Annotated in this window: 24 protein-coding genes; 7 read left to right on the forward strand and 17 right to left on the reverse strand. The window is 46.9% G+C overall.

The features are described from left to right. Positions 1 to 184 precede the first annotated feature (184 nt). Entirely contained in the window at positions 185 to 1,819 is a 1,635-nt protein-coding gene (locus tag MKY42_RS28305) for a copper amine oxidase N-terminal domain-containing protein (RefSeq protein WP_339846431.1), read from the reverse strand. 329 nt (positions 1,820 to 2,148) lie between these two features. Here MKY42_RS28305 and MKY42_RS28310 point away from each other — a divergent pair, with 329 nt between their 5' ends. The 3 genes from MKY42_RS28310 to MKY42_RS28320 all read left to right on the forward strand — a co-directional run bounded on the left by MKY42_RS28310 (position 2,149) and on the right by MKY42_RS28320 (position 4,446). Next, positions 2,149 to 2,355: a hypothetical protein gene (locus tag MKY42_RS28310; RefSeq protein WP_339846434.1), complete on the forward strand. Its 207-nt coding sequence runs from the start codon at positions 2,149 to 2,151 to the stop codon at positions 2,353 to 2,355. Positions 2,356 to 2,840: 485 nt separating this feature from the next. Further along, complete coding sequence (locus MKY42_RS28315; RefSeq protein WP_090904641.1) at positions 2,841 to 3,944, forward strand: stalk domain-containing protein; 1,104 nt, start codon at positions 2,841 to 2,843, stop codon at positions 3,942 to 3,944. Between the two features lie 226 nt (positions 3,945 to 4,170). Then, a complete protein-coding gene (locus MKY42_RS28320; protein ID WP_090904640.1) occupies positions 4,171 to 4,446 on the forward strand; it encodes a WXG100 family type VII secretion target in 276 nt (91 codons plus the stop codon). A gap of 92 nt (positions 4,447 to 4,538) precedes the next feature. Here the strand turns inward: MKY42_RS28320 and MKY42_RS28325 are convergent, their stop codons facing one another. From MKY42_RS28325 to MKY42_RS28365, 9 genes are all read right to left on the reverse strand, one after another. Further along, the gene (locus MKY42_RS28325) at positions 4,539 to 4,808 is read right to left on the reverse strand and encodes a DUF4176 domain-containing protein (RefSeq protein ID WP_090904639.1); all 270 of its coding nucleotides are present in this window, start codon (positions 4,806 to 4,808) and stop codon (positions 4,539 to 4,541) included. An 18-nt stretch (positions 4,809 to 4,826) separates the two neighbouring features. After that, the gene (locus tag MKY42_RS28330; protein WP_090904753.1) at positions 4,827 to 5,513 is read right to left on the reverse strand and encodes a hypothetical protein; all 687 of its coding nucleotides are present in this window, start codon (positions 5,511 to 5,513) and stop codon (positions 4,827 to 4,829) included. Positions 5,514 to 5,564: 51 nt separating this feature from the next. Continuing rightward, on the reverse strand, positions 5,565 to 6,527 hold the full coding sequence (locus tag MKY42_RS28335) for a hypothetical protein (RefSeq protein WP_256222499.1): 963 nt from the start codon (positions 6,525 to 6,527) through the stop codon (positions 5,565 to 5,567). Between the two features lie 42 nt (positions 6,528 to 6,569). Continuing rightward, positions 6,570 to 7,316, reverse strand: a complete 747-nt coding sequence (locus MKY42_RS28340) for a hypothetical protein (protein ID WP_339846442.1) — start codon at positions 7,314 to 7,316, stop codon at positions 6,570 to 6,572. A 253-nt stretch (positions 7,317 to 7,569) separates the two neighbouring features. Continuing rightward, positions 7,570 to 8,622: a hypothetical protein gene (locus MKY42_RS28345; RefSeq protein ID WP_090904637.1), complete on the reverse strand. Its 1,053-nt coding sequence runs from the start codon at positions 8,620 to 8,622 to the stop codon at positions 7,570 to 7,572. 69 nt (positions 8,623 to 8,691) lie between these two features. Further along, positions 8,692 to 10,380: a DUF6138 family protein gene (locus MKY42_RS28350; protein ID WP_339846445.1), complete on the reverse strand. Its 1,689-nt coding sequence runs from the start codon at positions 10,378 to 10,380 to the stop codon at positions 8,692 to 8,694. Positions 10,381 to 10,684: 304 nt separating this feature from the next. Next, on the reverse strand, positions 10,685 to 12,337 hold the full coding sequence (locus MKY42_RS28355) for an extracellular solute-binding protein (protein ID WP_339846448.1): 1,653 nt from the start codon (positions 12,335 to 12,337) through the stop codon (positions 10,685 to 10,687). 99 nt (positions 12,338 to 12,436) lie between these two features. Then, complete coding sequence (locus MKY42_RS28360) at positions 12,437 to 14,029, reverse strand: response regulator (protein WP_339846451.1); 1,593 nt, start codon at positions 14,027 to 14,029, stop codon at positions 12,437 to 12,439. Next, on the reverse strand, positions 14,004 to 15,764 hold the full coding sequence (locus MKY42_RS28365; protein WP_339846453.1) for a histidine kinase: 1,761 nt from the start codon (positions 15,762 to 15,764) through the stop codon (positions 14,004 to 14,006). Before MKY42_RS28365 ends, MKY42_RS28360 begins: the two co-directional genes overlap by 26 nt. 366 nt (positions 15,765 to 16,130) lie before the next feature. Between MKY42_RS28365 and MKY42_RS28370 the strand changes: the two genes are divergently transcribed. Together MKY42_RS28370 and MKY42_RS28375 are read left to right on the forward strand one after the other, a co-directional pair. After that, positions 16,131 to 16,988: an ABC transporter permease subunit gene (locus MKY42_RS28370; protein WP_052016673.1), complete on the forward strand. Its 858-nt coding sequence runs from the start codon at positions 16,131 to 16,133 to the stop codon at positions 16,986 to 16,988. A 12-nt stretch (positions 16,989 to 17,000) separates the two neighbouring features. Further along, complete coding sequence (locus MKY42_RS28375; protein ID WP_090904632.1) at positions 17,001 to 17,879, forward strand: carbohydrate ABC transporter permease; 879 nt, start codon at positions 17,001 to 17,003, stop codon at positions 17,877 to 17,879. Between the two features lie 68 nt (positions 17,880 to 17,947). On the opposite strand, the gene MKY42_RS28380 is transcribed toward MKY42_RS28375, so the two are convergent. After that, entirely contained in the window at positions 17,948 to 18,130 is a 183-nt protein-coding gene (locus MKY42_RS28380) for an aspartyl-phosphate phosphatase Spo0E family protein (RefSeq protein WP_076291186.1), read from the reverse strand. 282 nt (positions 18,131 to 18,412) lie between these two features. Beyond that, on the reverse strand, positions 18,413 to 19,126 hold the full coding sequence (locus MKY42_RS28385; protein ID WP_339846457.1) for a MarR family transcriptional regulator: 714 nt from the start codon (positions 19,124 to 19,126) through the stop codon (positions 18,413 to 18,415). A gap of 177 nt (positions 19,127 to 19,303) precedes the next feature. On the opposite strand from MKY42_RS28385, the gene MKY42_RS28390 reads away from it, so the two are divergent. Then, a complete protein-coding gene (locus tag MKY42_RS28390) occupies positions 19,304 to 20,851 on the forward strand; it encodes an FAD-dependent monooxygenase (RefSeq protein WP_339846460.1) in 1,548 nt (515 codons plus the stop codon). 186 nt (positions 20,852 to 21,037) lie between these two features. Here the strand turns inward: MKY42_RS28390 and MKY42_RS28395 are convergent, their stop codons facing one another. The 5 genes from MKY42_RS28395 to MKY42_RS28415 form a co-directional block, all read right to left on the reverse strand. Next, positions 21,038 to 22,054, reverse strand: coding sequence for a hypothetical protein (locus tag MKY42_RS28395; RefSeq protein ID WP_339846463.1), 1,017 nt, complete (start codon positions 22,052 to 22,054; stop codon positions 21,038 to 21,040). 19 nt (positions 22,055 to 22,073) lie between these two features. Further along, positions 22,074 to 23,072 (reverse strand): hypothetical protein, encoded by a 999-nt coding sequence (locus MKY42_RS28400; protein ID WP_339846466.1) that lies wholly within the window; start codon positions 23,070 to 23,072, stop codon positions 22,074 to 22,076. Positions 23,073 to 23,102: 30 nt separating this feature from the next. Further along, positions 23,103 to 24,017, reverse strand: a complete 915-nt coding sequence (locus MKY42_RS28405; protein ID WP_179262923.1) for a WYL domain-containing protein — start codon at positions 24,015 to 24,017, stop codon at positions 23,103 to 23,105. Positions 24,018 to 24,101: 84 nt separating this feature from the next. Further along, the gene (locus MKY42_RS28410; RefSeq protein ID WP_076291183.1) at positions 24,102 to 24,290 is read right to left on the reverse strand and encodes a hypothetical protein; all 189 of its coding nucleotides are present in this window, start codon (positions 24,288 to 24,290) and stop codon (positions 24,102 to 24,104) included. A gap of 141 nt (positions 24,291 to 24,431) precedes the next feature. Then, positions 24,432 to 24,755: a helix-turn-helix transcriptional regulator gene (locus MKY42_RS28415; RefSeq protein WP_179262920.1), complete on the reverse strand. Its 324-nt coding sequence runs from the start codon at positions 24,753 to 24,755 to the stop codon at positions 24,432 to 24,434. 211 nt (positions 24,756 to 24,966) lie between these two features. On the opposite strand from MKY42_RS28415, the gene MKY42_RS28420 reads away from it, so the two are divergent. Then, on the forward strand, positions 24,967 to 26,343 hold the full coding sequence (locus MKY42_RS28420) for an MFS transporter (RefSeq protein ID WP_090904627.1): 1,377 nt from the start codon (positions 24,967 to 24,969) through the stop codon (positions 26,341 to 26,343). Positions 26,344 to 26,424: the final 81 nt, after the last annotated feature.

Raw genomic sequence — 26,424 nt, forward strand, 5'->3', positions numbered from 1 at the left:
GCCTTGATTATACCAAATATTTGAATATTTTGATGTGGCCTTTTTGCGTCCATGTAATACAGATTGGATTGCTGATTCCCAAAGTAAGATAAGATAAGATAAGATAAGGAATACACACTAAAATGAAAATGAAAAAAGCTGCCGTATGGGGCAGCTCTTTTCATTTTTCTTTTATAGATAGTAATTACATGGATTTAGTTAATGTGATGGAGCCGTCTTTTTGAGTCCATTTTACATCCCACCCAAGAAGCTCAGCGATGAAACGCAGTGGCACTTGTGTACGTCCATCTTTGTTAACAAAGACCGTTGCACCCACATTTTTCTTCATGCCGTTCACTTCCATAACGTTGTTGTTCACCCAGAACTTCAATGTATCATTGCCAGCCATTACCGTTACTTGTTGTGCTTTTTTATCCCATTTCACGGTTGCACCAATTCCTTCGCTCAGGAAGCGCAGTGGAATATAGGTTGTGTTTTTCCAAAGCATTGGCGTGGTGTCCATGTTGGTTGTTTTGTCATTGATTTTCAGCGTTTTGCTGTTCAGCTGCATCCATACAGTTGTTGTACTTGTTTCGGGCATTGTCGGTGTAGTGGGTTGCTCTTGGAATTTATCATTGAATTGAGTCACAATTGCATTACCCAGGGCTTGACCTACACCAAACATAACTTTGAATCCTTCACGGTTAGTCGTGTACGAACCTTCGTAGTTAGCCGCAGCGTATTGATCCAATACTTGTTGTACTTGCTTCTCATGTGTCGTCAATGCTTGTTGTCCGGCAGCTTTTGGCAGGTTACCCGCTGTAGCGGAATCCAGGAACGTCGCGAACTCCGCTGTAAATCCGTCAATACGTTTCTCCACAGCTGCACGAGCTGTTGCATCATTGTTTTTAACCGCTGTTACATAGTCGCTTTGTGCATTCACGTGGTTGGTTACCCAAATTTTCTCGAACGCATTGGCACCGTCATTACCGTAAATGGAAGCAATCGCTGCCTTGAAATCCGCTGTGTTTCCAGCTTCAGCTGTAACCAGTGCATTGGATGCTGCTGTGCGGCCATCGTATTGCTCTTGCATTTGCAGAGCCGACAGAGCGAAGTGCTCGGAAGCCAAGTGGTTCAGTGCAGATCTCAGATTAGCTGCTGGTGTATCCGCTTTGCTGTTCTCGAATTTCTCAGGCATTTGTGTTGTGATTGCTGTGGAAAGTGCTTTACTCACGTCGAACATTTCTTTGAAACCTTTACGGTAAGCTTTGTATGCATCGGTGTAGTCACCTGCTACATATTCATCAAATACTTTTTGCACGAGATCTTCATGTACTTTCAAAGCATTTTTGGCTGCTTCTTTTGGCAATTTGCCTTCCGTTGCGGTGCTGAGGAATGTAGAGAATTCTTCTACAAAACCGTTGATATTATTCTGAGCCTGTTTGATTCCAGCCTGGTTACCCATCTTAGTTGCTTTCACAAGATCATCTGTATATTTGTTATGAGCGCGGAAGATACGTTCGAATTCTTTGGCTCCTGCATCACCGTAAAGGGAAGCGATTGCCGGCTGCATGTCCAATGCATTTTGGTCGAGTGCTTTGTAAGCTGCGTCTGCATCTTTTGCTCCGTCATATGCCTTCGCCATTGCGGTTACTGCGAGTGCAAAGTGTTCGGATAACAGGTGATCCAGGCTCGCTCTCAGGTCAGCAGCAGGTGTATTGACACTTGCCTTCATTGTAGTCATTGGTGTCTGTGGTGCTGCAGCAGCCCCGGCGATTCCCGGCATTAATAACGTCAAGCTCAGCATCGGTGCGATAAATTTCTTCATTTTCATTTTCATTACGTGTCACTCCTCGGTTAGTTTTGTTTATCCTTTGTTTCCTCGTCGTCGTCTTCATAGGGTATAACGCAGGGTTCTTCAATCTGGATCACTCTCTGGGCAAAAAAAATTGCAGCCTCCGCTCAGGAAAGCCGCAAATACGCGTCACAACAAGGTTTATCTCAAATTTAAAATTTTAAAATTATAGTGATCCGCTCCATTTAGCACCGCATACATACTGTAAGAGAAGGACTTTATTTTCCTTAATTTATCAATAAAAAGCTTACATCCAAGGTGAACTTGAAGTACAATGAACAGAACGATTGATTTCAATGAAGGAGGTTCATCGCATGACATTGCTGCCCTATATTTTAATTATTGGCATTGCCCTGTTCGGTGGAATTGCTACCATGATCATCGGGAATTCAAAAGCGAATCAGACCAGCAACCCCGAGTATGATCGCAGGACCAGGCAAAATCTGAGCAAACTTACTTATGTATACGTTGGTGCCATCGTTCTCGGTATAGGCGGTTTCATCCTGTATTTAGTGAATTGAAGAGCCCTTAATCTCAGCAAAGTAAAGTACATGTCTGAACTTTTCGAGTAATTTAAGGTTTCATTGTACATATGGGATGGTGTGGCGAACCATTCCCTTCTCTCTTAGGATGGCCAAGAGTCCACGTATCACCCACATATGCATTTGTTCATAAAGACTTTTCCTGCTGAAAGAATTACCTTCCTGTGTATATCCCTGCTCAAAATCAGCTGCAATCTCTGACAGTTCTCTCTCTGTAACAGATGTGGGAATGAAGGAAGTCAGCGCGGCTGCCTGATCGAAATGAATATCCCCTCTCCTTGCTTCTCCAACATCAATAATGTGAATGCTCTCCTCTAAACAACAAATTCCAAATGAAAAATCCTTACACATGTTTACAAGTTCGAGATAATTCAGAATTATTCTGGATATGTTCCGCGGGTAATATAAAGCCATAAGGACAGCAAGCCATTATAAAAAACACAATTTAAAGGAGAGTTATACACATGAAGAAAAACTTGAAGAAATCCGCAGCAACGATGATGGTACTGGGCATGACATTAACAGGAGCAACGGGCGTGTTCGCAGGCACTCAGCTGGAGAAAATCTCGGCATATCTCAACCATGGGATCAGCTTCAATGTAGACGGTGCGGCGTACTCACCAACGGATGGCAATGGCAACAAACTGGCTCCAATCACTTACAATAATTCAACTTATCTGCCTGTACGTGCCATTGCTGATGCGCTGCATGTACCTGTATCGTATGACGGTAAAAAAGGACAGGTGATCATCGGAGAAGCTATAAGCAATCCTTCCACATTGAACAATGTAACCTATAGCGCAGCGCAAAAAGAAGCCATTCAAAAGGCATTTGCACAGTTCGATGGCTTCGAGACAGCATACGCTCCTGAGCAGATGATTGCAGGTGATACGTTCAAAAGTGTAGGTGCTGGCGGCGATGGAGTTAGCTTTACATTTAATCATATGAAAGTGGATGTGTCTCCAAGAGATTATTCGGACGGTTACAATGGCAAAGATGTCAAACTGTCCAATGGCGTCACAGCCAAGTGGTACACACCGGATCAAACGGGTATGCTCACGTTCAAACTGGATGATCGTTACGTCACAATAAGCTCACCTGACCATAAGCTGTCTCAGGCTCAGTTGCAGCAAGTGGCTGTATCTGTGCAAAAGGTTCAAGGCAATGATCAAGGCGTTACGGGCTTCGCTGATGTGAAATATACCCAAGAACAATCAGCTGCCATCCGCAAAGCCTTTGCGAAATTCCAAGGATTTGAGACTGCGTACGCACCACAACACATGATTGCCGGGGATTCATTCAAAAGTGTGGCTGCAGGTGGCGATGGTGTAAACTTTGTCTTCAATCACATGAATGTCACGGTGTCGCCTAAAGACTACTCCTTCAGCTATGATGGCAAAAATGTTAAATTGCCCAACGGAGTTACCGCCAAATGGTACACACCGGATCAAACCGACATGCTGACATTCAAACTGGATGATCGCTATGTGACCCTCAGCTCAACAAATAACGCTTTGACTCATACACAGCTGGAGCAAATGGCTGTATCTGTACAAAAAGTGAAATAATTTCGCAGCTAGAATCATAGAAACACACTGAAAATCATAAAACTAACAAACACACATCATTCTGTTCTTCCTGTGGTCAGGGACAGATTCAATGTGTGTTTTGTCCTATACAAGATGATTGCTATGATTCTGAAAACACTGCTTTCGTCCGGATTCATTTCATAATGAATAGCGTTATAATGAAGTATACTGCATCTAACAGAAGAAAAGATAAGGAGTGTACTTCATGAACCAACGGATCGATTTATCCCCGGAGCAACTGCAGCAACTTGCAGGTGAATTTAACAAGGCCTCGCAGAACGGGCATGCTATCCTTACGCAGCTCAAAACGATGATGGATCAGTCTGAGGGTCAGTGGGAAGGTGAGCGTCAGCGTGAGTTTCTACAACGAATGAATGATAGCCTGACGTCTGTGAGCCATTATTTGCGTGGTTTGCAGGAAACAAGCAATAGTCTTCAGCAGACGGCGACCCGTTTTCGTGAAGCGGATCAGTCCCGATAGGCAAAAGCACATGCCACATCACATTGCTTTAAAAAAACCATGTACCCGAAGATGAGTTATCATTCCTTCAAGGCCATGGCTTTTTGCATTTTCTATGATTCACTCAAACTTACAGCAAACGCCTCTTCTTCCTCATCTGCATAACCCCTGAAAATAATCTCTTCGATATCTTCATGATTAAATACATAGGTATAATCCGCATTGATATACCCTTCCGGGTACAAACAGCCAATATAATCGAACTGACGTGGTGGTTCCGTCATCAACATTTGCTTGCGTCCATAGATGACCAGCTTTTTGGTGCCTTCTTTTAAAAGGATGACGGAGCCAGTAGGCAATAAAGTGGATGTTTCTTTTTCCATAGTGATTGTCCTCCTTTATCATTTTATGTTTTTATTATTGGCATGAACCTCATCAGACTTGTTCAACACCTGGCGAAGCCAGTAGTATCGGTGCACATCCATAATAAAGTGAAATACAACAAAAGCCAGCATAATATAGACACAGATGAGCACGACAGCTACGGTCTGCTGCGTAACAAACGCCAGTGAAATGTTAGCCAGAAGATATCCACCCCCCGTTAACATCGTTAGCGTAGCTACTGGCATTCTAGCGCCCTTATCCCCTTTTTTCCGCTGAGGATACTGTTGCAGTTTACGCAAGTGAAACTTCGCATACTGATATAATGCAAATCCATATAAAACAAATGATCCAATGGCGTACCACGGCGTTGTAAGGCCTAACATGCCGTATGCGAACTTTTGCACAATGACCATAAAACCCAAAGAACAGACGATCCCAAACACACCCCGAAACAGGACATAATTCACCTGCAACCTTCGTGGTGCCACAATCAACGCGATGGCCCACACATTCATCACCGCTAGCAACGGTAGGAGAATATAGGCGTATGCGGATTGGAACGGAGCACTGAACACGGGAATTAACAGGAATATATTAAGAAAGAAAAGCACCAGCGTACCCGCACTGAATCGAATGCCATCTACCGCATATACAGCCAGATAATTTTCGAATGTATCCCGATGATAGGACGTTCCTTCATACATCGTAGAAACCGAGGCGCTGGTCGTTGAAGTTTTACGTTTTTTGCTTGCCATTTATTTAAACCACCCCGCTACTGTAGACCAGGCTTTCTTTGCACCATGCTTAACGACATCCTTCACAGAATCATCCTTCCCATCGCCATCCAAATCCATATTCATGGTTATCCCTTCCGCAAGATAAGTCAGGCCTACGGATACGCCTAAACCAACTGCGCCTACTGCCAACACAGGTGCTGCTGCAGGCAGAATAGCCGCTGTCAGAAGTGTCGCGCCAACGGTTGTTGCCCCGCCGACAACAACGTTACCGATGATATCGCCAGCAACTTTGTCACTAGACGCATTATGGCTAATGTTCTCCTGGGTATCAGTGAAAACATCAATGCCAACACTTGCCCATCCCAATTTGTCCGTTAATGCAGATTTGACCGCATAACCCGGCTTGACCATAGAGGCTATTTCCTTGATCTGCGGGGTAGCGGTTCCATTAGTAAGTTTGGCTTCGATGTCACGGACATAATGAATTTTGTAGTCTCTTGGTCTTCCGTTCACAATCTTGTTATCTTTGACCGAATCGTAACTTTCACGAACCAAAATACGCGGCGTATTCCGGTCCAGCTGCGGCTTGACCATGTAGCCATTTTTCACGCGATATCCCAACCGGGCAACAGCCGCGGCTCCCGTCAGTGTTCCTACCGTGCTTCCTGGTCCGTCAAATGGAGCGATTGGATTAATTCCGGTCAGCCCAAATGTACCACCTGATTGATCCTCCTGTTCCATTCGCTCACGGGTGGTTTTCACAAATGCCGCCAGTTGCTGCATATTCTGTCCAGCGTTCTGAAACCGTTGCTGGTGTGTCTGGTATAAACCGATGATAGTTTGACGATTCCCCGACTGCCAGACTGCACCCTGAATGGAACGTTGCAGAGCGCCATCCACCTGCTGCAGTTGTGCGGTAACCTGTTCAATCTGCTGTGCGAGGGAGTTCAGGTAGTCCGCTTTCATGATAATTTTGGTCAATTGGAATTCCTCCTTCGACTTGCGTAGATGATTACACGTGGTTTAGACCAGAGGCAACATAGATAATGAACGTGTCGTTAGCAAAAATAGACTCTGCACCACCTCTTCTTCGGTCACCTTGAATGCGGTCAGATCTGTATCTTTCCCTTCAAGGAATAACCAATTGCCACCGGTACTGCCCAGAAAATAAATGGTTTGCGGCTTGCCCTCCGTCCCGCGAGTGTACACATCAAACTGCCCCTGTCTTAAGATCGTCACGAAAGCATGGGATAACTCGTTGATCAACGACTCATTGAGGTGATGGTCCTGCTGTAAAATCGATTGAGTGGACTCGACGTCTGATCCGATCGGTAACGCGAATAGTTGCTGCAACGTTTCTGCCTGAATGGCTGTGCGCAACATTTCCTCTGCCGTATTGGGCAACTCAATCCGGTTCCCCATGAGTTGGAACAGATCCTGTAATTCTTTGAAAGAAGACAGTACCGCCTGATCCCGTGCGGGCATCCATACCCATTCCACAATTTGCATGCCTGATAAAAAACCATAAGTCACGGACGATTCACCATCCACGATATGCAGTTCAAGCCGGATAACTGCACTACTGAGCTTACACCCCATCAGCAGGTTATGTACTTGCCGATCTATAGTGACTTGCCCATCCTCTACTTCAATGACACTATCTTTAACCAGACGGTTAACAACTTGTTTATACATACCCTCCGCCTGCTCACCCTCCAAGGAAGGATTATTGAGATCCCGGAGAAGCTGTTCTGCTTCGGGAATATTCATCAGTTGAAACAGAAACAAGGCCTCTCGGCCAGAACATTCAAACGATGTATATGAAGGCAAAGTCATTCCCCTTTTCCTTAATATAAGATTGAACATGTTATGTAAAAGTCTATCATTTTATTGTAAAAGGATATGCAGCTGTGCTCAATGCGCCCACGCTCCTGATATTGGGATGATCAACCTGATTATATTTACCCAAAAAATGAATAGAGGCACAGCAAATGCTGCTGTACCCTTACTAATTTATTAACACTCAAAATTCCCTTGCCAAGTCAGTTAAACGAATCACTCTCCGATAGTTCATGTAATCGATCATATCCTCCCAGTCCAACTCACCTGCATTACCATCACGATAGTATACGGCCGCAGCCGGTAGGAAGCCGACCAACGGTCCCATCCCACCACAGATCATCGCGCCACCGTCGCCACCTTTGGGCATCATGTTTCCAGATCCATCAAGCGTAAGCTCATAATTATAGGGATCTCCAGCAAACTGGACACCAAAAAAGTTGGGCAGCTCCAAATCATACGGACGGTCATTCTCGACGAATAGGGAAGGGTCCGGCTCTATCGATTCATCCACAATTCCCTCCACCTCTTCGAGGCTTCCAAAATGCTTCAATTTCAACGTGTAGTCGAAGCTGTCTCCCCATGGAAATAACGTGCGGCAGCCCCCTCCGTACAGATACTCCCACTCATCTTCAGTAAGCAAACCAAAACCTGCTTTTTCTTCTTCATCGATGAGGTACTCCAGCGTCAAATCTTCATTGAACCAAAATATCTGTACTGCCTCATTTTGACGAACCAGACGGAACTCTTGATGCAGTTCATACTGGTTCAGATCGGACAACTTAAACTTCTCCAATTCTTCTGCAAAATAGGCATTCTCCTGCGCCATCGCTTCAGCTTCCGTCACTTCAATCCAACCAAGGGAATGGCTGCTGCACTCCACCAGCATGGGAGCAATGTGCACGTCCCTAACCGGAGACATCTGGCTACTTAAAAAAGAATCCACATCCTCCACACCATACTCACTGACCGTCTCCAGAAAATCTGAGGAAGTCTCCTCGTTCATCCCATCCTGCCAACGATCCCATCCAAGTGTCACCCGATCACCAGGCACAAACACAAATCGCTGCTCATCATACGAAAATACACCTGTCTCGATTCGCTGACCGAATCGTTCAAATGTCTCCAATCCCTCATACTTCATACCTTTGGGAAAATGATTGACCAAATCACGCAGCCGCTTCTCTTTTTCCTGAGCAGATAAGCCTTTCCATGCATCCCGATTCAATGGCCCCATATACTCACCCACCTTTACCTGTATCCTCATACATCACATTAACCTTGAAAAGTCCTCACGGATATATCCTTATTTCCCTGCAGCTTTTAACAGCTCTAGCAGCAACTCTTTCCGTCTACCATCCGCCTTGCGTGCCAGCGTTGCAAGCTTCTCTACCTTCCCCCAAATCGGATACAGCACACGCTCCACTTCATAGGTTTCCATCCCATGCAACGATTGGACCAAAAGTTCAAGCTTATCCTCATTCTCCAACTCTGGCTGAATCTTCAGCTTCAAAGAATCCGTAGAACGAAGCAAACAGGCAACTAATGCAGGTACCGTGCTTGCCGTTACACCTTGTGTCTCAGCAAAGGCAGCGGTGAATTTATCCTGTACCAACTGGTGCTCATCATCCACTTCTCCCATGTAATATTCAACCAACGGGAAATACCGTTCATCTGCCAGTCCAAGTCCGAAGGTTGCGTAACTGCCTGGCATACAGTTCTTTTCACCCTCTGTATCCGCATAAAATTCGAACTCTTCGATTGCTGCACGTGCATATTCTTCAAGCAGCGGATGCAGTTCCGGGTACTCAAGTAGGTTTGCGAAAAATCGATGGGTATCCGACTTCGCGAGACCTTTAATAGGCAGATACTGCTTCACGCTGGATTTGAGCTTGATCTTGTAACTCTTGGGGAAACCCTGCTTCAGCAAACGGGTGATAAAAGCAATGGCTTGTTCGTAGGCAGCTGCTTCTTCCTTGCGAATGATGATGGTAATGATCGAGAACACATCGTTGGCTGTGCATTCCACATGCTCATTTTTCAAATAGATATCTTCCTTAGCATAGGTTCCGCTACCTTCCGTCATCATGCGCGCTGCTCGGTTACTGCCAAGCTGTTTCGCCAGCTCCAGGAAGTTGAGGCCTTTCGGTTTACTGTAACTAGGCTCATATCGAAGAATCATCACGGCTGCATACAGCAGCAGATCAATAGGCTGTACCACATGATGCCCATGCTCACTCTGAAGCTGGTCCTCCTCCAAAGAAGCACCTGGCTTAAGTGTATATACATTGGTGCTGTACGCAGAAGGCTGTACATCAAAGTAGCGTGGCAAAAAATAATGCTCTGCCCATGACGTTATTGCGCGAATAATATCACCACGATGCTCCGCCAGGGCTTCCTGACGTCCTTTATTTAACTCCTGAATACGATCATATTGCGCTATAGTCCACGCTACGTCCAGTTCAGGGAACAATTTCGGGTCAAGCAGGTGACGCGTCAAAAAAAAGGATTCCAACGGCTTTGTTGGATATGTACCATTCAGCAGCTTTTGGTCTACGTATGTATGAATGCGCTCAAGCAACTGCTGCCTTTTCCCTTCGTTGATATATTCGAGCATAGTCACTTGCAGCTTTCCTTCTGTCGTTGGGAATTTCCCGCGAAAGGTAAACCGATAGTCGATCAACGGTGTATCCGCCAGCTTGTCTAATTTTCCTTGAACCACTTCTACAAGCTTGGGCTGAATTTCATTCCGCACCTGTTCCTCGGTAAATGGGCCTGCATTCTTTGATTTCAATCCTTCATCCAATCCAAGGTCCACACTGTCTAACGTAGTCCGTCCAGGTCTGTAATCCAGCAAAATATCATTAAAGATTCCCATTTGCAGCGTTGTTCGCTTCACTGCCTTTTCCAGGTCATCCCGCTTCAACTGTTCATCAAACCATTGTTCAATTACCTCAATCATCTCTTCCATTGCCTGATCATAGCGTGTACTCATGCTTCGACCGCCTTCCCATTAATCAGATCATTGCTCAAACCATCTATGCTAAAAATACGTATTGATGTTCGTATAATACTTATTATTCTACTCTCTCGCGCATCTGCGAAACAATAAGTCTTACGCACGGTTGTACGTCAAGAAATGAATGGATAAGCTCTTCCATACATGTCTATGCATTCCCCACGCAAAACAAAAACACCGGAATTCAGGCGATTTCCCGCCCAAATCCGGTGTATTTACGAAATACTTCTTCCTTCTTGTATTACTTTAGTATGATTCATCTCGTAAACCATTCACGGTATTAATTGACTGTTTTGAACCATTCATTGACTTCCGTTGTGATTTGATCGCCACCCATGGATTTCCACTTCGTTACGAACGCGTCGAATTCATCGATGCCAATCTGACCATAAATGATTTTGCTGAACGTATCTTTCTCCAACTTGTCGAGTGCATCTTTTTTCATCTTCATCGTATCCGTCGGTGCACCCGTGAATTTGTTCTTGATTGCATCATCCTTATGAGCTACCACGACTTGGGCCGCTGCAAACACTTCCGGTTTGTTGGCAATCTTCGTGTTTTTCTCAAAAGGCGTCTCAGGCTCCTTGCCTGTAGCAAGCTCCGCCAGCGTATCCATCATCAGGTTCGGAATCCGTGCACCGTCATACGTAATTGTGTATTTGAGGGGGGATACCCCATCTTTCACTTCAGCTTCACCAAGCACTTTACCATCTACGATATCAAAGTCATATCCTTGGGCAAAGCCATGTTCGAACTCCCCACCCACTTCTGGATTAGCGAAGTTATCGAACAAATAATTTTGATATGTGAAGAAAATTTCTGGGTTTGCCATATCCTTGTTGATCAACACAACCCCGTTGCTGGCACCTGAACCGTGGTGATGGCTCTCGCCAGTCGGTCCGGTTGGCAGGGCAATGGCTTTGTAGGTAGCGCCGTCCACATTTTTCTTCACATCATCGATCGGCCAGTTCGGCATCCAGTGTGGTCCCACAATGATTCCGGCTTTGCCTGCTGTAAACAGTTCAGCTGCCTTGATCTCATCATATACGCCGGCTTCCTTCGGCAGATAGCCTTTGGACAACCAGTCTTTCATCGTTGCAAGTCCTTCTTTCACACCCGGTTGAACCGAGCCGTATTCCAGTGTTCCTTCTGCATTCAGATTCCACTGTCCTGGCATCGTGTTGTACATGCCGAAGATCCAGCCGGATTCAGTCATCCAGGTATTGAGGGCATTTTTCATGCCGACCGTCAGACCGTACGTATCCTTTTTACCGTTACCATCCGGGTCCTGATTCGTAAATGCATCCATCACCGTCACGAGCTCATCGATCGTTTTGGGTTCTTCCAGTCCCAGCTTCTTCAGCCAGTCTTCACGGATAAACATAACCGGGTCGCCGTTGTAAGCATAGTCAAAGATCGGAATACCATACCGTTTGCCTTCATACATGTACGGGTACCACTCTTCCGGTGCGGATTCAGCAGCCCCTTTCCATGTGTCGGATGCATACTTGTCGAACAGTTCACCTGCATCGGCGAATTTACCCGACTCAATCAACTCACGCACCAGATTGTAGTCCCCACGGATGGAGACGATATCCGGCATCTCCTCGTTAGCCGACAGGGAGAGACGAAGCTTCGTATAAAAAGCATCATTGGTCACGGACACAGCCCAAGGCGTGGTCAGGTCGATGCCCAGACGCTCTTTGGCCCATTTGGTGTGCACGTTGTTCTGTGCAGTCTCTCCGTTCTTGAACTTTGTATCATCATTCCAGGCTCGCAAATAGCTCATCTGAACCGCAGGTTCATACTTACCGTCTTGCAGCGCAAGTGGCGCAGCCGCTTCCTTGGATGGTTCTTCCTTTGCCCCCGAACTGCATGCCGTTACGGCAACCATCGTCAGTGCAAGCAATGCAGTCATCATTTTTCTATACATGAAACCCCTCCTCAATCACTTTGAATGCCCTTACATGAAAAGGATAGTGCAGCCGGGGAAGCAAACATATATCACAATTTCAATGTTCATATTGATTTGTTAACCGTTCCGAAAATCCTGCGGGGTCAGGCCATAATGTTTGCGGAAGACTTGAATGAAATAAGGGGTATTGTTATATCCCACTTCCTGACCGACTTCATAAATCTTCATAGCCGTGTGCTTCAGCAAGTGAACAGCACGTTCCATTCGGGAACGGATAATGTAATCACTGATGCCTTCACCCGTCGATTGTTTATACATTTTGGACAAGTAAACCGGGTGCAGATGCACTTCCCCGGCTATAACCTGCAAGGAAAGATCTTCGCCCAGATGGTGGTCAATCCATTGCTGGACCTGTCTGATCATGTTCGATCCATTTTCCTGGCCTGTGTCCGTTGTGCTTCGAGCCCATTGTTCCATCACGCTACGGGTCCAGGCTTCCAGACTCCGAAGTGACACGCCGTAGCCGTCCTTCAACAGTTGCTGATACTGCTCACCGAGGACATCGGACAACTGCCTGCCCTCCCGATGAGCCATGTACGAGAAGGCTGCTGCGAGATAGTGAAAAGCAACATAGACATGCTCCGGGAACACACTATCCGATAACTCGGCGAAAATCGAATCAATCTTGTTACTCGCGTCCTCCATCCGTCCTGCTTCCAGCAGTGCGGTCAGTCCGGGTGGCTCATAGAGCGCCGAAAGTGATTTCAATGTTGCTCCATGGGAGCCGGCAGCCGCATTGAGATGCAGTCCTTTGCCCGCTTCCGCCTGCTTGCGCAAGGCACTTACAGCCTGATGATATAATTGTGGAACCTGATCCGGAAAACGGCCTATCCGGCTGACTGACAGTGAAATGGTGGCGTTTAAATACTGCTTCACACTGTGAAGCAGCCGTTCTCCGAGCCGCCCCATCAGCAGTTCAGGTTCAGACTGTGCCTGTTTCGGACTTGCCATGAAGACGAGATCATCATACGCATCATCCGTATGGCAGAGATGATAGCTGCTGCCAAAAATTTCTTCCACCACGTTGGAGATGGCGTATTTCATCAGACGGAATGCCTTGTGTGTGGGCTGTGGGTCATCATAGCGGATGAGCAGCAGCTGCATTTTATCCTGGGGACGGAATCCAATCTCCAATTGCTCCAGCTTCTCCACAAGTTCGCTCTCTGCAAATTTATGTCCAAGCAGTACATCCTTCATTAATCCCGCCCGCTTCTCGGGTAAATGTTCCCTCACCGAATACATGGCGCGCTGATGCATCAACTGTTTCTCTCCCTCCAGCCGAATCTGGACGGAGGCCTGCTGCACCGCTTCGATCAGCTCCTCATCCCGTACGGGCTTCAGCAGGTAACTTACTGTTCCATGACGGAGTGCCTGCTTCGCATAATCAAAGGACGCGTGTCCGGATAAAATGATACATTTGGTCCGCTCCCACTTTTGCCGAATATGACTTACCAGATCCAGACCGGACAAGCCCGGCATACGAATATCGGTGATGATAATATGGACCTGATGTGCCGTCATTTGCTGTAATGCCTCTTTCACCGAGTACGCCTTGTATACGTGTCCAATCCCATGTTCCCTCCACGGTATGGAGGATGCAATCGATTCCACCGCTGAATGTTCATCATCCACGACCATTAGATTCATCATTAGGGTATTCCTCCTCAAACCATCGTATTTCCACACTGAGACCCCCATATGGGATCGCTCCAAAATGAAGCCCCGAAGAATGACCATATCGTGTAATGAGCCGCTGGTGTACATTCCAGGTGCCCGTGCCAATTTCTTCACCCATCGGTTCATTGATCTCCCGTTCTAGACCGGCGATCTCTTCCTCCGTCAAAGTAACACCGTCGTTATCGACAAACAGACTGTATCGTGTGAAGTTCCTTCCATCGATTTGTTCTTGTACTGCCATGCCTGTAACCACAATGTGACCGCTGCCCTCCATCGGTTCAATGCCGTGAATGACAGCATTCTCCACGATAGGCTGGATCAGCAGCCTTGGAATGTGCTGCTGCATCAGTTCCTGCGGTACGGCGATCTCATACGACAAACGGTTGGTGCGCATCTGTTGGATGGACAAATAATTGTCCAGCAGCCTAATTTCCTCTTCCACGGTGGTCATATCGTTCTCATCACGTGTGATGTAGCGATAGTAATCACCCAGGCTGAGCGACATGGCAATAACCGCTTCGCGGTTGCCGAGCTGCGTCATATTTTTAATATAAAACAGGCAATTGTACAGGAAATGAGGATTAATCTGTGATTGCAGATGCTTCAACGTTGCTTCCCGTGAACGGATACGTTCCTCGTATACCTTTTCAATCAGCTCCTGAATCTGCTCGGCCATGTGATTGAAGCTCTGCGTCAGGTACGCAAATTCATCACGGGAGTGATCGACCGGAATTCGTGTGGACAGCTGTCCTTTGCGAATCTGCTGCAGCCCTCTCATCAGACGTTGTATCGGCACCTGTACCTTTCGGTATAACAACAAGGCAGCGCCAATACTGAGCACGAGCAGCAGCAAAATCGAGGTTATAAACATATTTCGGCTCTTGTCCATCGGCGTGAGCAAATCATCCAGCACAACCGGGTTAACATAGATTCCGTTCAGCTGTTTGGAGAGCACATAACTGACCAAGTACTTCTTGCCCCCCACCTCCAGCTGATGGTTGCCTTCACTATCCAGTTCGGTTAATGGCATGTCCCTCATCACGGCTTCCACCAGCTCGGGGTCCGCACTGCGATTTAACAGCGGCTCATTGCCCGGGACGAGTAGAAATGGATCTCCTCCCTGTGCCTCTTTGAAATCATCCAGCATGGCAACAATATTCATCGGGTCAAAATTAATCTCCATCACCGTCCGTACATCCGTGGTCACAGGTTTTTCATTCCACTCGTAGTTATCTGTAAAGAAATAAGTGAAGCTGCCTTTGTTCAACTGCCATCGGCCTGGCTGCGGAAACTTCAACATCTTGTCATTAAAGACCGTCCGGCTCGACATGGTGGATAACACCAACTCTGCCTGAGGCAGCACAATGGTAATATCGTTCTTCCAACGGCTGGTGGACTGGTATAGTGACAATTTGTCGAGAATATCGAGATAGATGCTGTTTTTCTCATATTGGCTGGTCGCTTCTGTCATGTAACGATAGTGTAAAATGCTTGGATCACGTAGTAAAGTCAGCCCGTAGAGCGAGAGCTGTTCAATATTTTTATCCACCTGAGAGCTAAAATAGTTGAACTGGTTCAAGCTGGACTGCTGCTTCTCCTCCACGATCATGTTCACGTTCGCCTGATTCGCGTAAGTATAGAGCAGCAAGATGGGTACCAGCAAGCAGACCAGAAGCATAACTGTTTTTGAGAATACTGTAAATTTCATTGCTTCACCCTGTCCCGGTTAAAGTAAAGAACCATATCGAAGTCCTATTTTATATTGAAACCCCTTACATATCTATACTGAATTTCAAATGAGCCGCTATTCGGTATACGTTTTCAACAAGTTAATAAATCAACATCCGCCTTGAAATGTTGTTCTATAGCCCGCCCGTTTCCATTGCTATAATTCAGTTGCTCCACTATTTGCAGAGGCTGACTGGCCTCATTATGCAGAGGCTGGACGATATAAAGGAGGGACCTGATGGCTATGGAACAACCACTAACGACCAATACGCCGGTGCGGCAGGCAACACACAATCCACGCAAACGTACCCGCTGGAATTTCAAACGCAACTGGCCGCTGCATCTGATGCTGCTGCCTTCGGTACTGCTCACATTGCTGTTCGCCTATGTGCCTATGGGCGGCATTATTATTGCTTTTCAGGATTTCAAACCTTGGCTGGGATTCACCGGCTCCAAATGGGTAGGATGGGATAACTTCCGATTCATGTTCGAATATCCGGACAGTGTTCAGGTCATCTGGAACACCGTGCTGATTGCTGCCATGAAAATTGTGGCCGGACTCGTGGCCCCAGTTGTGTTTGCCATTTTACTGAATGAAGTACGGAACTCCACGTTCAAAAGGTTCTCACAGACGTTGGTATACCTGCCCCACTTCCTGTCTTGGGTTGTACTGGGCGGCATCCTGCTAGACATGCTTTCACCCGAAGGTGGACTGATTAACCAAGTACTGGCGGCTGTTGGCATTGAACCAATCTTCTTTCTGGGAGATGGCGACTGGTTCCGTGTAACCGTAGTCATTAGTGATGTATGGAAGGAATTTGGATTTGGTACCATTGTCTTTCTTGCAGCTCTCGCGGGTATCAACCCTGCTCTGTATGAAGCTTCCGAAGTTGACGGGGCAACACGGCTTAAGCAGACCTTGCACATTACGCTGCCTGCACTCGTGCCGATGATTATTGTGGTGGGAACACTATCACTGGGGAACATTCTTAATGCCGGATTTGACCAGATCTTCAACCTGTACAATCCACTTGTATATGATAAAGGCGATATTATTGACACGTTTGTTTACCGGATGGGTATTTTGAATGGCAAAATGAGCTTCGCGACTGCGGTTGGTTTGTTTAAATCCTTTGTCGCCATGTTCCTCGTTATTACGGCCTACCGGATGGCTTACAAAATCGCCAACTACCGCATTTTCTAAGGAGGAATTAAGGTGTATCACAAAACGACCGGATACCGTATATTTAACGGCTTCAACCTGTTCTTCATCGCGGCCGTCTCGCTGCTGTGTGTGCTGCCGCTTATCCACATTCTGGCGGTTTCCTTCAGCGGTAAAGCGGCAGCTTCCGCCAATCTGGTAACGCTCTGGCCGATTGATTTTACAGTCGACGCCTATACCAAAACGTTTGGTAACAGCAACTTTCTCAGCGCGCTCTGGATTTCGGTGCAACGTACTGTGTTCGGAACACTGCTCAGTATGGTGCTGGTCATCCTGACGGCCTATCCTTTATCCAAGGAAAGTCTGAATTTCAAGGGACGTTCGCTGTACGCGTGGTTCTTCATCTTCACGATGCTGTTCAGCGGCGGACTGATCCCGTCCTATATCCTGATTCAAAAGCTGGGACTGATCAACACCCTGTGGGCTCTGATTTTACCTGGCGCTGTGGCGGTCTGGAACCTAATTCTCATGATGAACTTCTTCCGTAACGTGCCGAAAGAGCTCGAAGAAGCGGCGTTCATCGATGGTGCCAACCATATCACCACATTGTTCCGCATCTATCTGCCTGTGTCCATGCCGGCCATTGCTACGATCTCCCTGTTCACCATGGTGGGGCAGTGGAATTCCTGGTTCGACGGCTTGATCTATATGAATGACGCAGCCAAATATCCACTCGCTACGTTAATGCAGACCATTATCGTGCAGCAGGATTTCTCCAATATGAATGTTGATGCAACGCAGCTTCAGAACATGTCGCAGCGTACGGTTAACGCAGCCCAGATCTTTATCGGGGCATTGCCAATCCTGCTCGTGTATCCATTCTTGCAGCGATTCTTTGTCAAAGGAATTGTGCTTGGGGCTGTAAAAGAATAGGGGTCGTACGTTTACTGAACCTGAATGCATTCGCATCATCATTTCATCCCGAGGTTTATAACGCGCCGTTACTTACTTCGGGATGATTTTCCGCGAATGGCATTGTTATATTGATTAATGAGTTCATCCAGAACCATCGATTGACGAATGACCTCCGGATGCCAAAGTTCTTTATGAGCGTTTGCAATCTGGTAGAGCCTCTGTCGTGCCTTTTCGATACATTCCTGAATGGTTTCCGGATTATGCACCATACTCCCGCCCCCTGTTGTCCTTCAATATCCTCCATCCAAAAAAGACCATCTATTATAATATTCGGAACAAAGGGAGCTGCACATTACCCCAAAAATCAAATTTATGGTTATTTTTTCTTGTCCAGGTTGAAATAAGGATGAGCTATGGAGTCAGATGGTGCAAAATACGAAAAAATACCGGATAGGCTTATCAGCCTTATCCGGTATTTTGTTATAGCTACATTTTGCTCGAAGAATCCTTCAGGCTTCAGGCCAATTCCATATGAAATAAGCTGCTGCTAGCTAGTCCTCATAATCTGCAAAAAAAACATCATTCAAAATCGTTTTGGCTTTCTTCAAATTACGGGAATCCAACTTGTTGAGCATAGACATGATTTCGTTCATTTCATCGGTCAATGAAGAAGAGTGATTAGCCTTATAAGCTTCTGAAACCTTGCTTGTAGGTGCATCTCTTGGGGCGGATTCAATAGCCTCGTCCTCCTCTGTCTTCAAATGAATCCATGATGTATGCAGCATCTTCTTGAGGGTGTTGACGAGAAACTGTAACTCATCTTCGGTATACCGTTGCAAGAAATGATGAACCCCAAGATCAATTTGATGATGCAGGCCCTGATGCAAACGATAAATCTCTTTTCCAAGCGTTGTGGTACGGAACAGAACTTCTTTTTTGTTATCCGGAAGTGACTCGGTTACGATGATGTTTTGAGACACGAGTCTTCTCGTAATCTTGGAGACTGTCCCTTTGGAGAAACCGAATTGCTTTGAAATGGTTATGCCGTTTACTGGCTCGAGTGTACCAATAGCATCCAGCACATGCAGCATCGTCACCGTCATTTCTTTGATTAGCTCTTCAACAGCCGAATTAGGACTATTTTGGATCAGCCACTGTTTTTCTTCATCTTCTTCTGCTTGGAATCTGATCTGTATATCTTTCACTGCTTCCAATACTTCTTGGATTAATTGATCTCTATTTTGATTTTCCGATGGGTTGATCATTCCATTTTCCTCCAACGATTGTTAGCTTAACACCAGTATATCAGGGTATGTTCGACAATTAAAGTTTCTTGGAAACAATATTGACAGCAGTAAGGGGTTGAATTATGATTGTTTCATAGGAAATTAAAAAGTTTCCAAGAAACATTAAACCGAATATGATATCTCATCCATTGCGATATGGGTGATCAGGAGGAGATTCAACTGACCCAACATTACGATATTGACGTACTCATCGCTGGAGCTGGCCCAACTGGCTCCGCTCTTGCAATCGACCTGCTACGACGCGGCCTTCATGTTCGACTGGCTGACAAATCCCCTCACGCCTTTCAAGGCTCCCGTGCCAAGGGAGTTCAACCAAGAACCCAGGAGGTTTTGGGAGACTTCGGCGTGCTGGAAGAGGCTCAGTCAGAGGGAAGTATTTACCCGCTTGCGGGTTTTCATATTGGACCGTTAACTGTGCCTTGGCGCATGCAGCAGCAAAATAAACCAACACCGAGCGATCCGTATCCAAACATTCTCCTGTTGGCGCAACACCGAACGGATGCCATCTTACATCGCCTGCTCAAACGTCTCGGCTTAACCATTGAATTTAACAACGGGTTGGAGCAATTCGAACAGAATGCCGATGGAGTGACGGTGACTCTCTCTTCCGGGGAGAAGGTGCGCAGCAGATATCTCGTCGGAGCAGATGGAGGTTCGAGCATCGTTCGCAAAGGGGCAGGTATCCGATTTATTGGAGAGACTACCGACTCTGACCGCACACTCATCGTGGACGGCTCGATCGACAAACTGTCTCGCAATAGGTGGCATATGTGGCCACGCACACGTGGCACGTTTGTCGGAGCCTGCCCGCTGCCACACTCCGACCAGTTCCAAGTCATGATCAGGCTGGCACCAGATGAAAAGCCTAACCTTGACGAAGCCTCACTGGCCGCTCAATTCCACAAACTCACAGGTTTGCGTCTCCACCACATCACTTGGAGTTCGGTGTTTCGTCCCAACGTTCGGCTGGCTGAGCACTATCGGTCTGGTCGCGTCTTCATTGCAGGCGATGCTGCTCATGTGCACACCCCGGCCGGAGCACAGGGTCTCAATACGGGTATACAGGACGCCTATAACCTCGGTTGGAAAATAGGGCAGGTCATTGCTGGGGCACCCGATAGTCTGCTTGACAGCTACGAGGCTGAGCGTCAACCGATTGCCGCTCGTGTCCTCAGCAAATCCAGCGAGCTGTACGCCAGTCTAGATAAAAATCGCCTGGCTAGCCTCAAGCGTGGAGACGAGGAGCGACAGCTTAGACTTTCGTACCATGGTGGGCCGCTCGCATCTAGCGAAGAATCGGCTACAAAAAACCTTCATGTAGGTGACCGGGCGCCAGATGCTCCTTGCACCGGTCCTAGTGGGGAACGTTGTCTGTTCGACATCTATCAAGGGCCTCACTTCACTTTGCTTGCCTTTGGCCCTAACGCTGCCAAGGTACTCCCCAAGTTGAACTGGCCAACCAGCGGTGCCGAATTACACTGCTACGTCGTTGGTACCGCACACGAATCCAATCAGAACGTCCTCCATGACTCCAGCGGCAAATTGACCCGTACCTACGGCATTACCAGCGACACGCTGGTCCTGATTCGCCCAGATGGTTACATCGGGAGCATCATCACGGCCGATTGGCAGACAAACTTCGACAACGTAGCCAGAATGTTGGCCCCGCCGCAAATCATCTGAGCCAACTCGAATTGAAGCTCATGCGAGACTATGAATGCTAGGGCAGCTAATGTATGAGGGCGTCATTACGGCCATAGATGTGGCTAAGCTAAACGCAAATAAAACCGGAAACGACCGCATTCAGGGTCTTTTCCGGTTTTATTTTATCTGTACTTTTTCCATTTTGAACTATGTACACTGCTCCATTCATCTTAATCCAATGTCCTCAAAACGATTGCCAATCGTCTCTGGGAAGGCCTGCTTAATGGCATCGATGGCACGCTGTTCCGTTTCCCCCGCTTGCTCAATCAGATAGATAACCCTTAACACATGCCCCGGTTCCTTCGCATCCCATGCTGTTGAATCCTCAACCTTCTCCATCATCTGAGCATATAGGTCTGCGAGTAACGCATACTCCTGGACCACATGATTCATCTGAATGGACAAATGCTTAAGCTCTGCAACATAAGAAGCCATATCCTTTCTTGAATTAGCATAATAGCGCAAAACCATGGCAGCTTGATCTGTTTCATATGCACCAGATTGTAGGGCATCAGCAATGGCTGCATATGCAGCAGCTCCGCAGGCGTAATCCTGAGGTGGCAGCATGTAATCATGGGTCTCCCATTTGTACACAGCCTGAATTAATGATTCCTTGCACACTTCCCATATGTCTACGGTTGTATGGGATTCAAGCACCTGATAGTACCAGTATGGTGTACTGTTCCGACCAAAAGAATCATAGGGCAGACAAATGACTTCATTTTCTTGACTCTCACAAATGAACAGCATCTGCTCCCCATCATCATATCCAGCACAAATAACAAACTGATCATGCCACAGAATAGCGCCCACACCCCGGTCAATAGAAGCCTTGATATCCAGCAGGGCCTGCTTCTGATAGAGCGGAAAGGTCGGCTCGAACGAAAATCCCCCGTGTTGTCCGGTCGTGACGCCAATGAAATCAGAAGCTACAAAGTTCTCGGCCATCCAGTTGTATGCTGAGATCGATTCTGTCGTTAGACGCCGATCTACCACTAATCGAAACACACTTGCGGTCATACCCGCAATCATGTGACGCGGTAAATCCGTCCACTGCTTGTGCATCAGAATGCGATACATCGCATCGATGTACGAGCCTGCACCGCTCCAGGATCGTTGTTCATCTGCCAAATTCTCAGTCTGTGGAAAACGAATCAAATCCGGCAGTATTTTACTCCTCATCACCTTATCCTCCCTCCCCCTACCTTGCTGAATGTGCTCCCCACCGTGGTACAGTGTTGCGTTTACGATCAGGATACTTCGAGGAGATCAAACGAAAATAATCAAAAGCCTGCTCTTCCAATGCTTTCGCTTCCAATAAAACCTGTGCCAGCTTCTCTGTGGCGTCTGCCTGCATAATCCTTCTGTTATGTTCCTGAATCATGCATCCCTTCATCTGTATAATCAATGCTCCAAGCTGTTCATAACATGCATAGGCTTGGTCCAGTTCGGGCCATATCCCCCGCACATCCTGCAAATACATCTGAATTTCAGTTCGGGACTGGCAATAGGATTCCAAAATATACACAGCACCCGATGCATCGTAATCTTCACCCCGAAGGGCTTGCACCCACACATCATAAGCCATTCTGCCCGAAATGATATTCCGATCAGGCAGTAGACGATAAGGGATATCCCAATCCTCAATTGCTAATCTCAATGATTCCAATAGCTTCTCTTGTTCAGGGATATGTACCTGGTCACCAAAGACCTGACAATACCAGAACCCGGTGAAGTTTAATCCGAAATTGTCATACAACAAAATCTGTGATTCCTTGCTCCAGCCATCTTGCACATAAAAGATGCGATCACAGTCATCATACCCATGAATAACGCCAAATTCCGGAAGCCAGTAGATTACCCCGATGCCTGCATCCAGGCTACGTTTCACCCAATTCACCGCATCCCGCTGGTAATACCCAAATGTGGGATGACGTGTCCGTCCCCCATCCCAGATCGTGAATATCCCCAAGTTGTCGATCCCAGGGCGATGAGATTCTCCCCATTGACCATAGGCTGTAACCGACATGGGCAGTAGTCTGCGATGCACTGAAAGTTTGAATGCCATACCTGTATACCCAGCGAGCACATACTTGGAACCCTGAAACAGACCCGCATGGGTCAATATAGCGTGTAGGCTATCCACATATGATTTGGACTCCCGCTTCATGATCAGGTTGTCTAACACAACTTCAGTCAAAAAAAATCCCCTCTCCATGGTTGTTCTAATTCACGTTTGCCTTGCGCTTATGGCAAGCCTGTCGATTATTCCTTCAGCACTTTGCTGAAACTTTCGTCTAAGCCACATTGGAGACAACAGTTCCTCCCACTCGCTAATGAACAAATGCTGTAGGAAAGCATCCGTATCATAAAATTCAATCCAGTGAACCTGACCTTGCTTCTCTCGAATCCGATATCCATGCCACAGCTCTGTTTGCCGCACTTCTCTCAGTCTTATCTCAGCGACAAACGGTTTACGGACAGGCAGCGCCTCTTCCCATGAACCCAGCAACCCGTCTGTCTGACACTGAAACGTCTCGTTCGTCATCTGCACATGAATCATGCCCTCCAGCCTGATGGCCGTTTGCTGTAAAGGGTCCATTTCATAACCAACCACGTAATCTGCGTTGAACTGGGACAGCATCTTCAATGGACACCAGGTAAATTGCCGTTCTCCGGCATGATCTCTGTAATGGATATGTACTTTGCGGGATTCGGTAATCGCATGGGACAAAATCTCAAAGAACTGAAGCTGCTGCGGATCTGCTTTAAACACCGGAAGCTGACTGCTTCCTGTCTGCTGTTCCTCGAGCGTAAAACGCTCCAGTAAATGCGCCACACGCTTTACCGCATCTGATTGATCATAATTGTAATGCCGATAACGATGCGCCAGATACTTAAGCACCCGCTGTTCTTCTTCCGTCATATATAAATGGGGCAGCCGGTAGGTCTGATCCTCGTAACAATACCCCCGATATTTTGCGATATACACCAGAGGGGCACGCAGAGAAATCGTCATATATTCAATATCACGCTGGGCCTGGCGCCGGGATATTTCAAATTCACGTGCAAGCCAGCTGCTGTTCGGAAAACGTCCACTCCGAATCTGCTCGTCAAACCAGTGAATACGATGCATATTACTCATTTCCCCGCCCCCTGGCTCATTCCGTATTTCGTAATTATATTATACCAAAAGACATGGCCCGTTCCGAAGAACAGGCCTGTTATGTTATACGGTTGCCTTATCCACTCTGGACTGCACAGCTTTGGAACATTTCTTGCATACTTTCAGACTCGTACCATCTGTTTTCGTTTGCGAATACAACAATTTAATCCGGGTGCTGCTGCACACCGGGCAAGTTCCTCTTCCTCGGGATGGTAGATTCCACAGGACGCGTCCTCTTTTTGTTTTTGCCAACGTTTGTGAACCTCTTTTCGATATGGTTTGTGTGTTTCCCCGTTATTATAGAGGAAGTGGTACGACATAGAATGTCGCAGCAGTATGGAACATGCCAAACATAAAAAATGTCCCCTCTTCAACTTGAAGAAAGGACATTTTTTAGGATTCATGTATTTCAGACTGAGCTGCCGCTTGTAACAACGGATGCAACAGACCAGGAAAACGCACTTCCAGATCCTCGGATCTTAGCGTCAGGAAATGCTGTGTACCTTGCACTCTCACCCGAATGACTCCGGCTTCTCGCAGGGTCCGAATATGATGTGACATCGTGGATTTCACAACAGGTGCACGAAAATGACTGCAGGGCTGCTCACCATTTCTGGCTGCTTCTGTTACGATCCCAAGACGAATGGGATCACTTAAAGCGTACAATACGGAAGAAAGTTCAATATCCTCCACTTGAGGATGGTGCAAAATTTTCATCGTTGTAGTCTCCTTTTTTTCAGACTATCCATTGTATTTTAGCACAGTTCCATGATATATTTCTAATGTTCGATACCAATCGAACTTACAAATCTATTTCGTTTATGTATCCCCTGCTGTCAGGCATGGGATTCACTCTATACCACATTTTGCAAATGTTACACACCGTTTCTGAAATGTTGCGAAATACACATCAATCTAGGAGGTTTTTATGAACAACACCGCAACTGCATCATCTGGGGAACGGACAGCAGGAATACAGGAAGGGTTAATCGTAAGTCTGCTTGGCTTCACGGTTGTGCTTGTCGTTATGAATACGATGATGTTCAATCTGGCCCTGCCCAAAATTGCAGCTGAATTTATGCTCTCATCTGTCTCTTCTTCCTGGATTGTCACCGGTTATTCTATCGTTTTTGCCATTTCCTCGATCACGTTCTCACGTCTATCGGATTTTATTCCGATTCGCACCCTGTTTACGACCGGTCTTACACTGCTTGGTGCGGCATCCGTTCTTGGTTTCTTCAGTAACCATTTTATCCTTCTGCTCATTGCACGTCTGATTCAGGCTGCGGGTGCAGCTTCTGTACCAGGGCTAGCTATCGTTCTTATTACTCGTTACATTCCAAGTGACCGCCGGGGTAAATCCATGGCTGTTGTCATGTCGGCCAGTTCACTGGGTCTTGGACTCGGGCCTGTGATCGGCGGCAGTATTACACAGTTTCTCGGATGGCATGATCTGTTCATCGTTACCGGACTAACCTTGTTTCTGATCCCTGTATTTTTCAAATTGCTTCCAAGTGAGATGCCGCAAAAGGGTTCATTCGACTTGCTCGGCGCACTGTTACTGGCGATCGGAACAACTGGCGTTCTGCTATTCCTGACTTCGCGTGAATGGATAACCCTCGTTATTGGTGCGGCTGCACTGGTTCTGTTCTGGTTACGAATTCGCCGTGCGGCTGATCCCTTTGTCCAACCGGCCCTGTTCAAAAACAAAAAATATATGATGCTCAGCTCCCTGGGGATTGTATCGTACATTAACAACTTCTCGACGCTGTTCCTGCTGCCGCAAATTCTGGCACATCTGTATGGCCTGACTCCGGCCCAGTCAGGGCTTGTCATCTTTCCGGGTGCAATCGTGTCCATGCTGTTATCCAATCGGATTGGCCGCATGATTGACCGACACGGCAATACTCAACTGCTCAAGTTCGCACCATGGTTGCTGCTCGCTGCTGCCGGACTGTTTGCTCTTTTTGCAGACGACAGCATCTATGCCATTATGGCCGTATACATTCTGCTTAGCGTAGGCTTCTCTGCACTAACAACGAGTGTATCCAATGAGTTGTCGGGCAATCTGACGATGGATCAGGTTGGTGCTGGCATGGGACTGTTCCAGCTCAGCCAGTTCTTCAGCGGTGCATTTAGTGTTGCGGTAACCGGCGTGGCATTGACAGCCATGCAGCAATTGCCATTAGCCTCGGCGTACACCAACATTTTCTGGGGTATGACCGTAGTTGCTCTGGCATCCATTATTTTCTCCCAGGTGTATCTGAGAATGCAGTCACGGAAGAAAACCGTCGCTTCACACTAAACAGGTTTCAAAGGATCTTACTTTTAATAGACTCTTCATACAAAAAAGCGAGGGATTGGACCGATAGAGTCTGATCTCTCG

Origin of the sequence: Paenibacillus sp. FSL W7-1088, from assembly GCF_037969855.1 — a bacterium.
Classification (GTDB): Bacteria; Bacillota; Bacilli; order Paenibacillales; family Paenibacillaceae; genus Paenibacillus.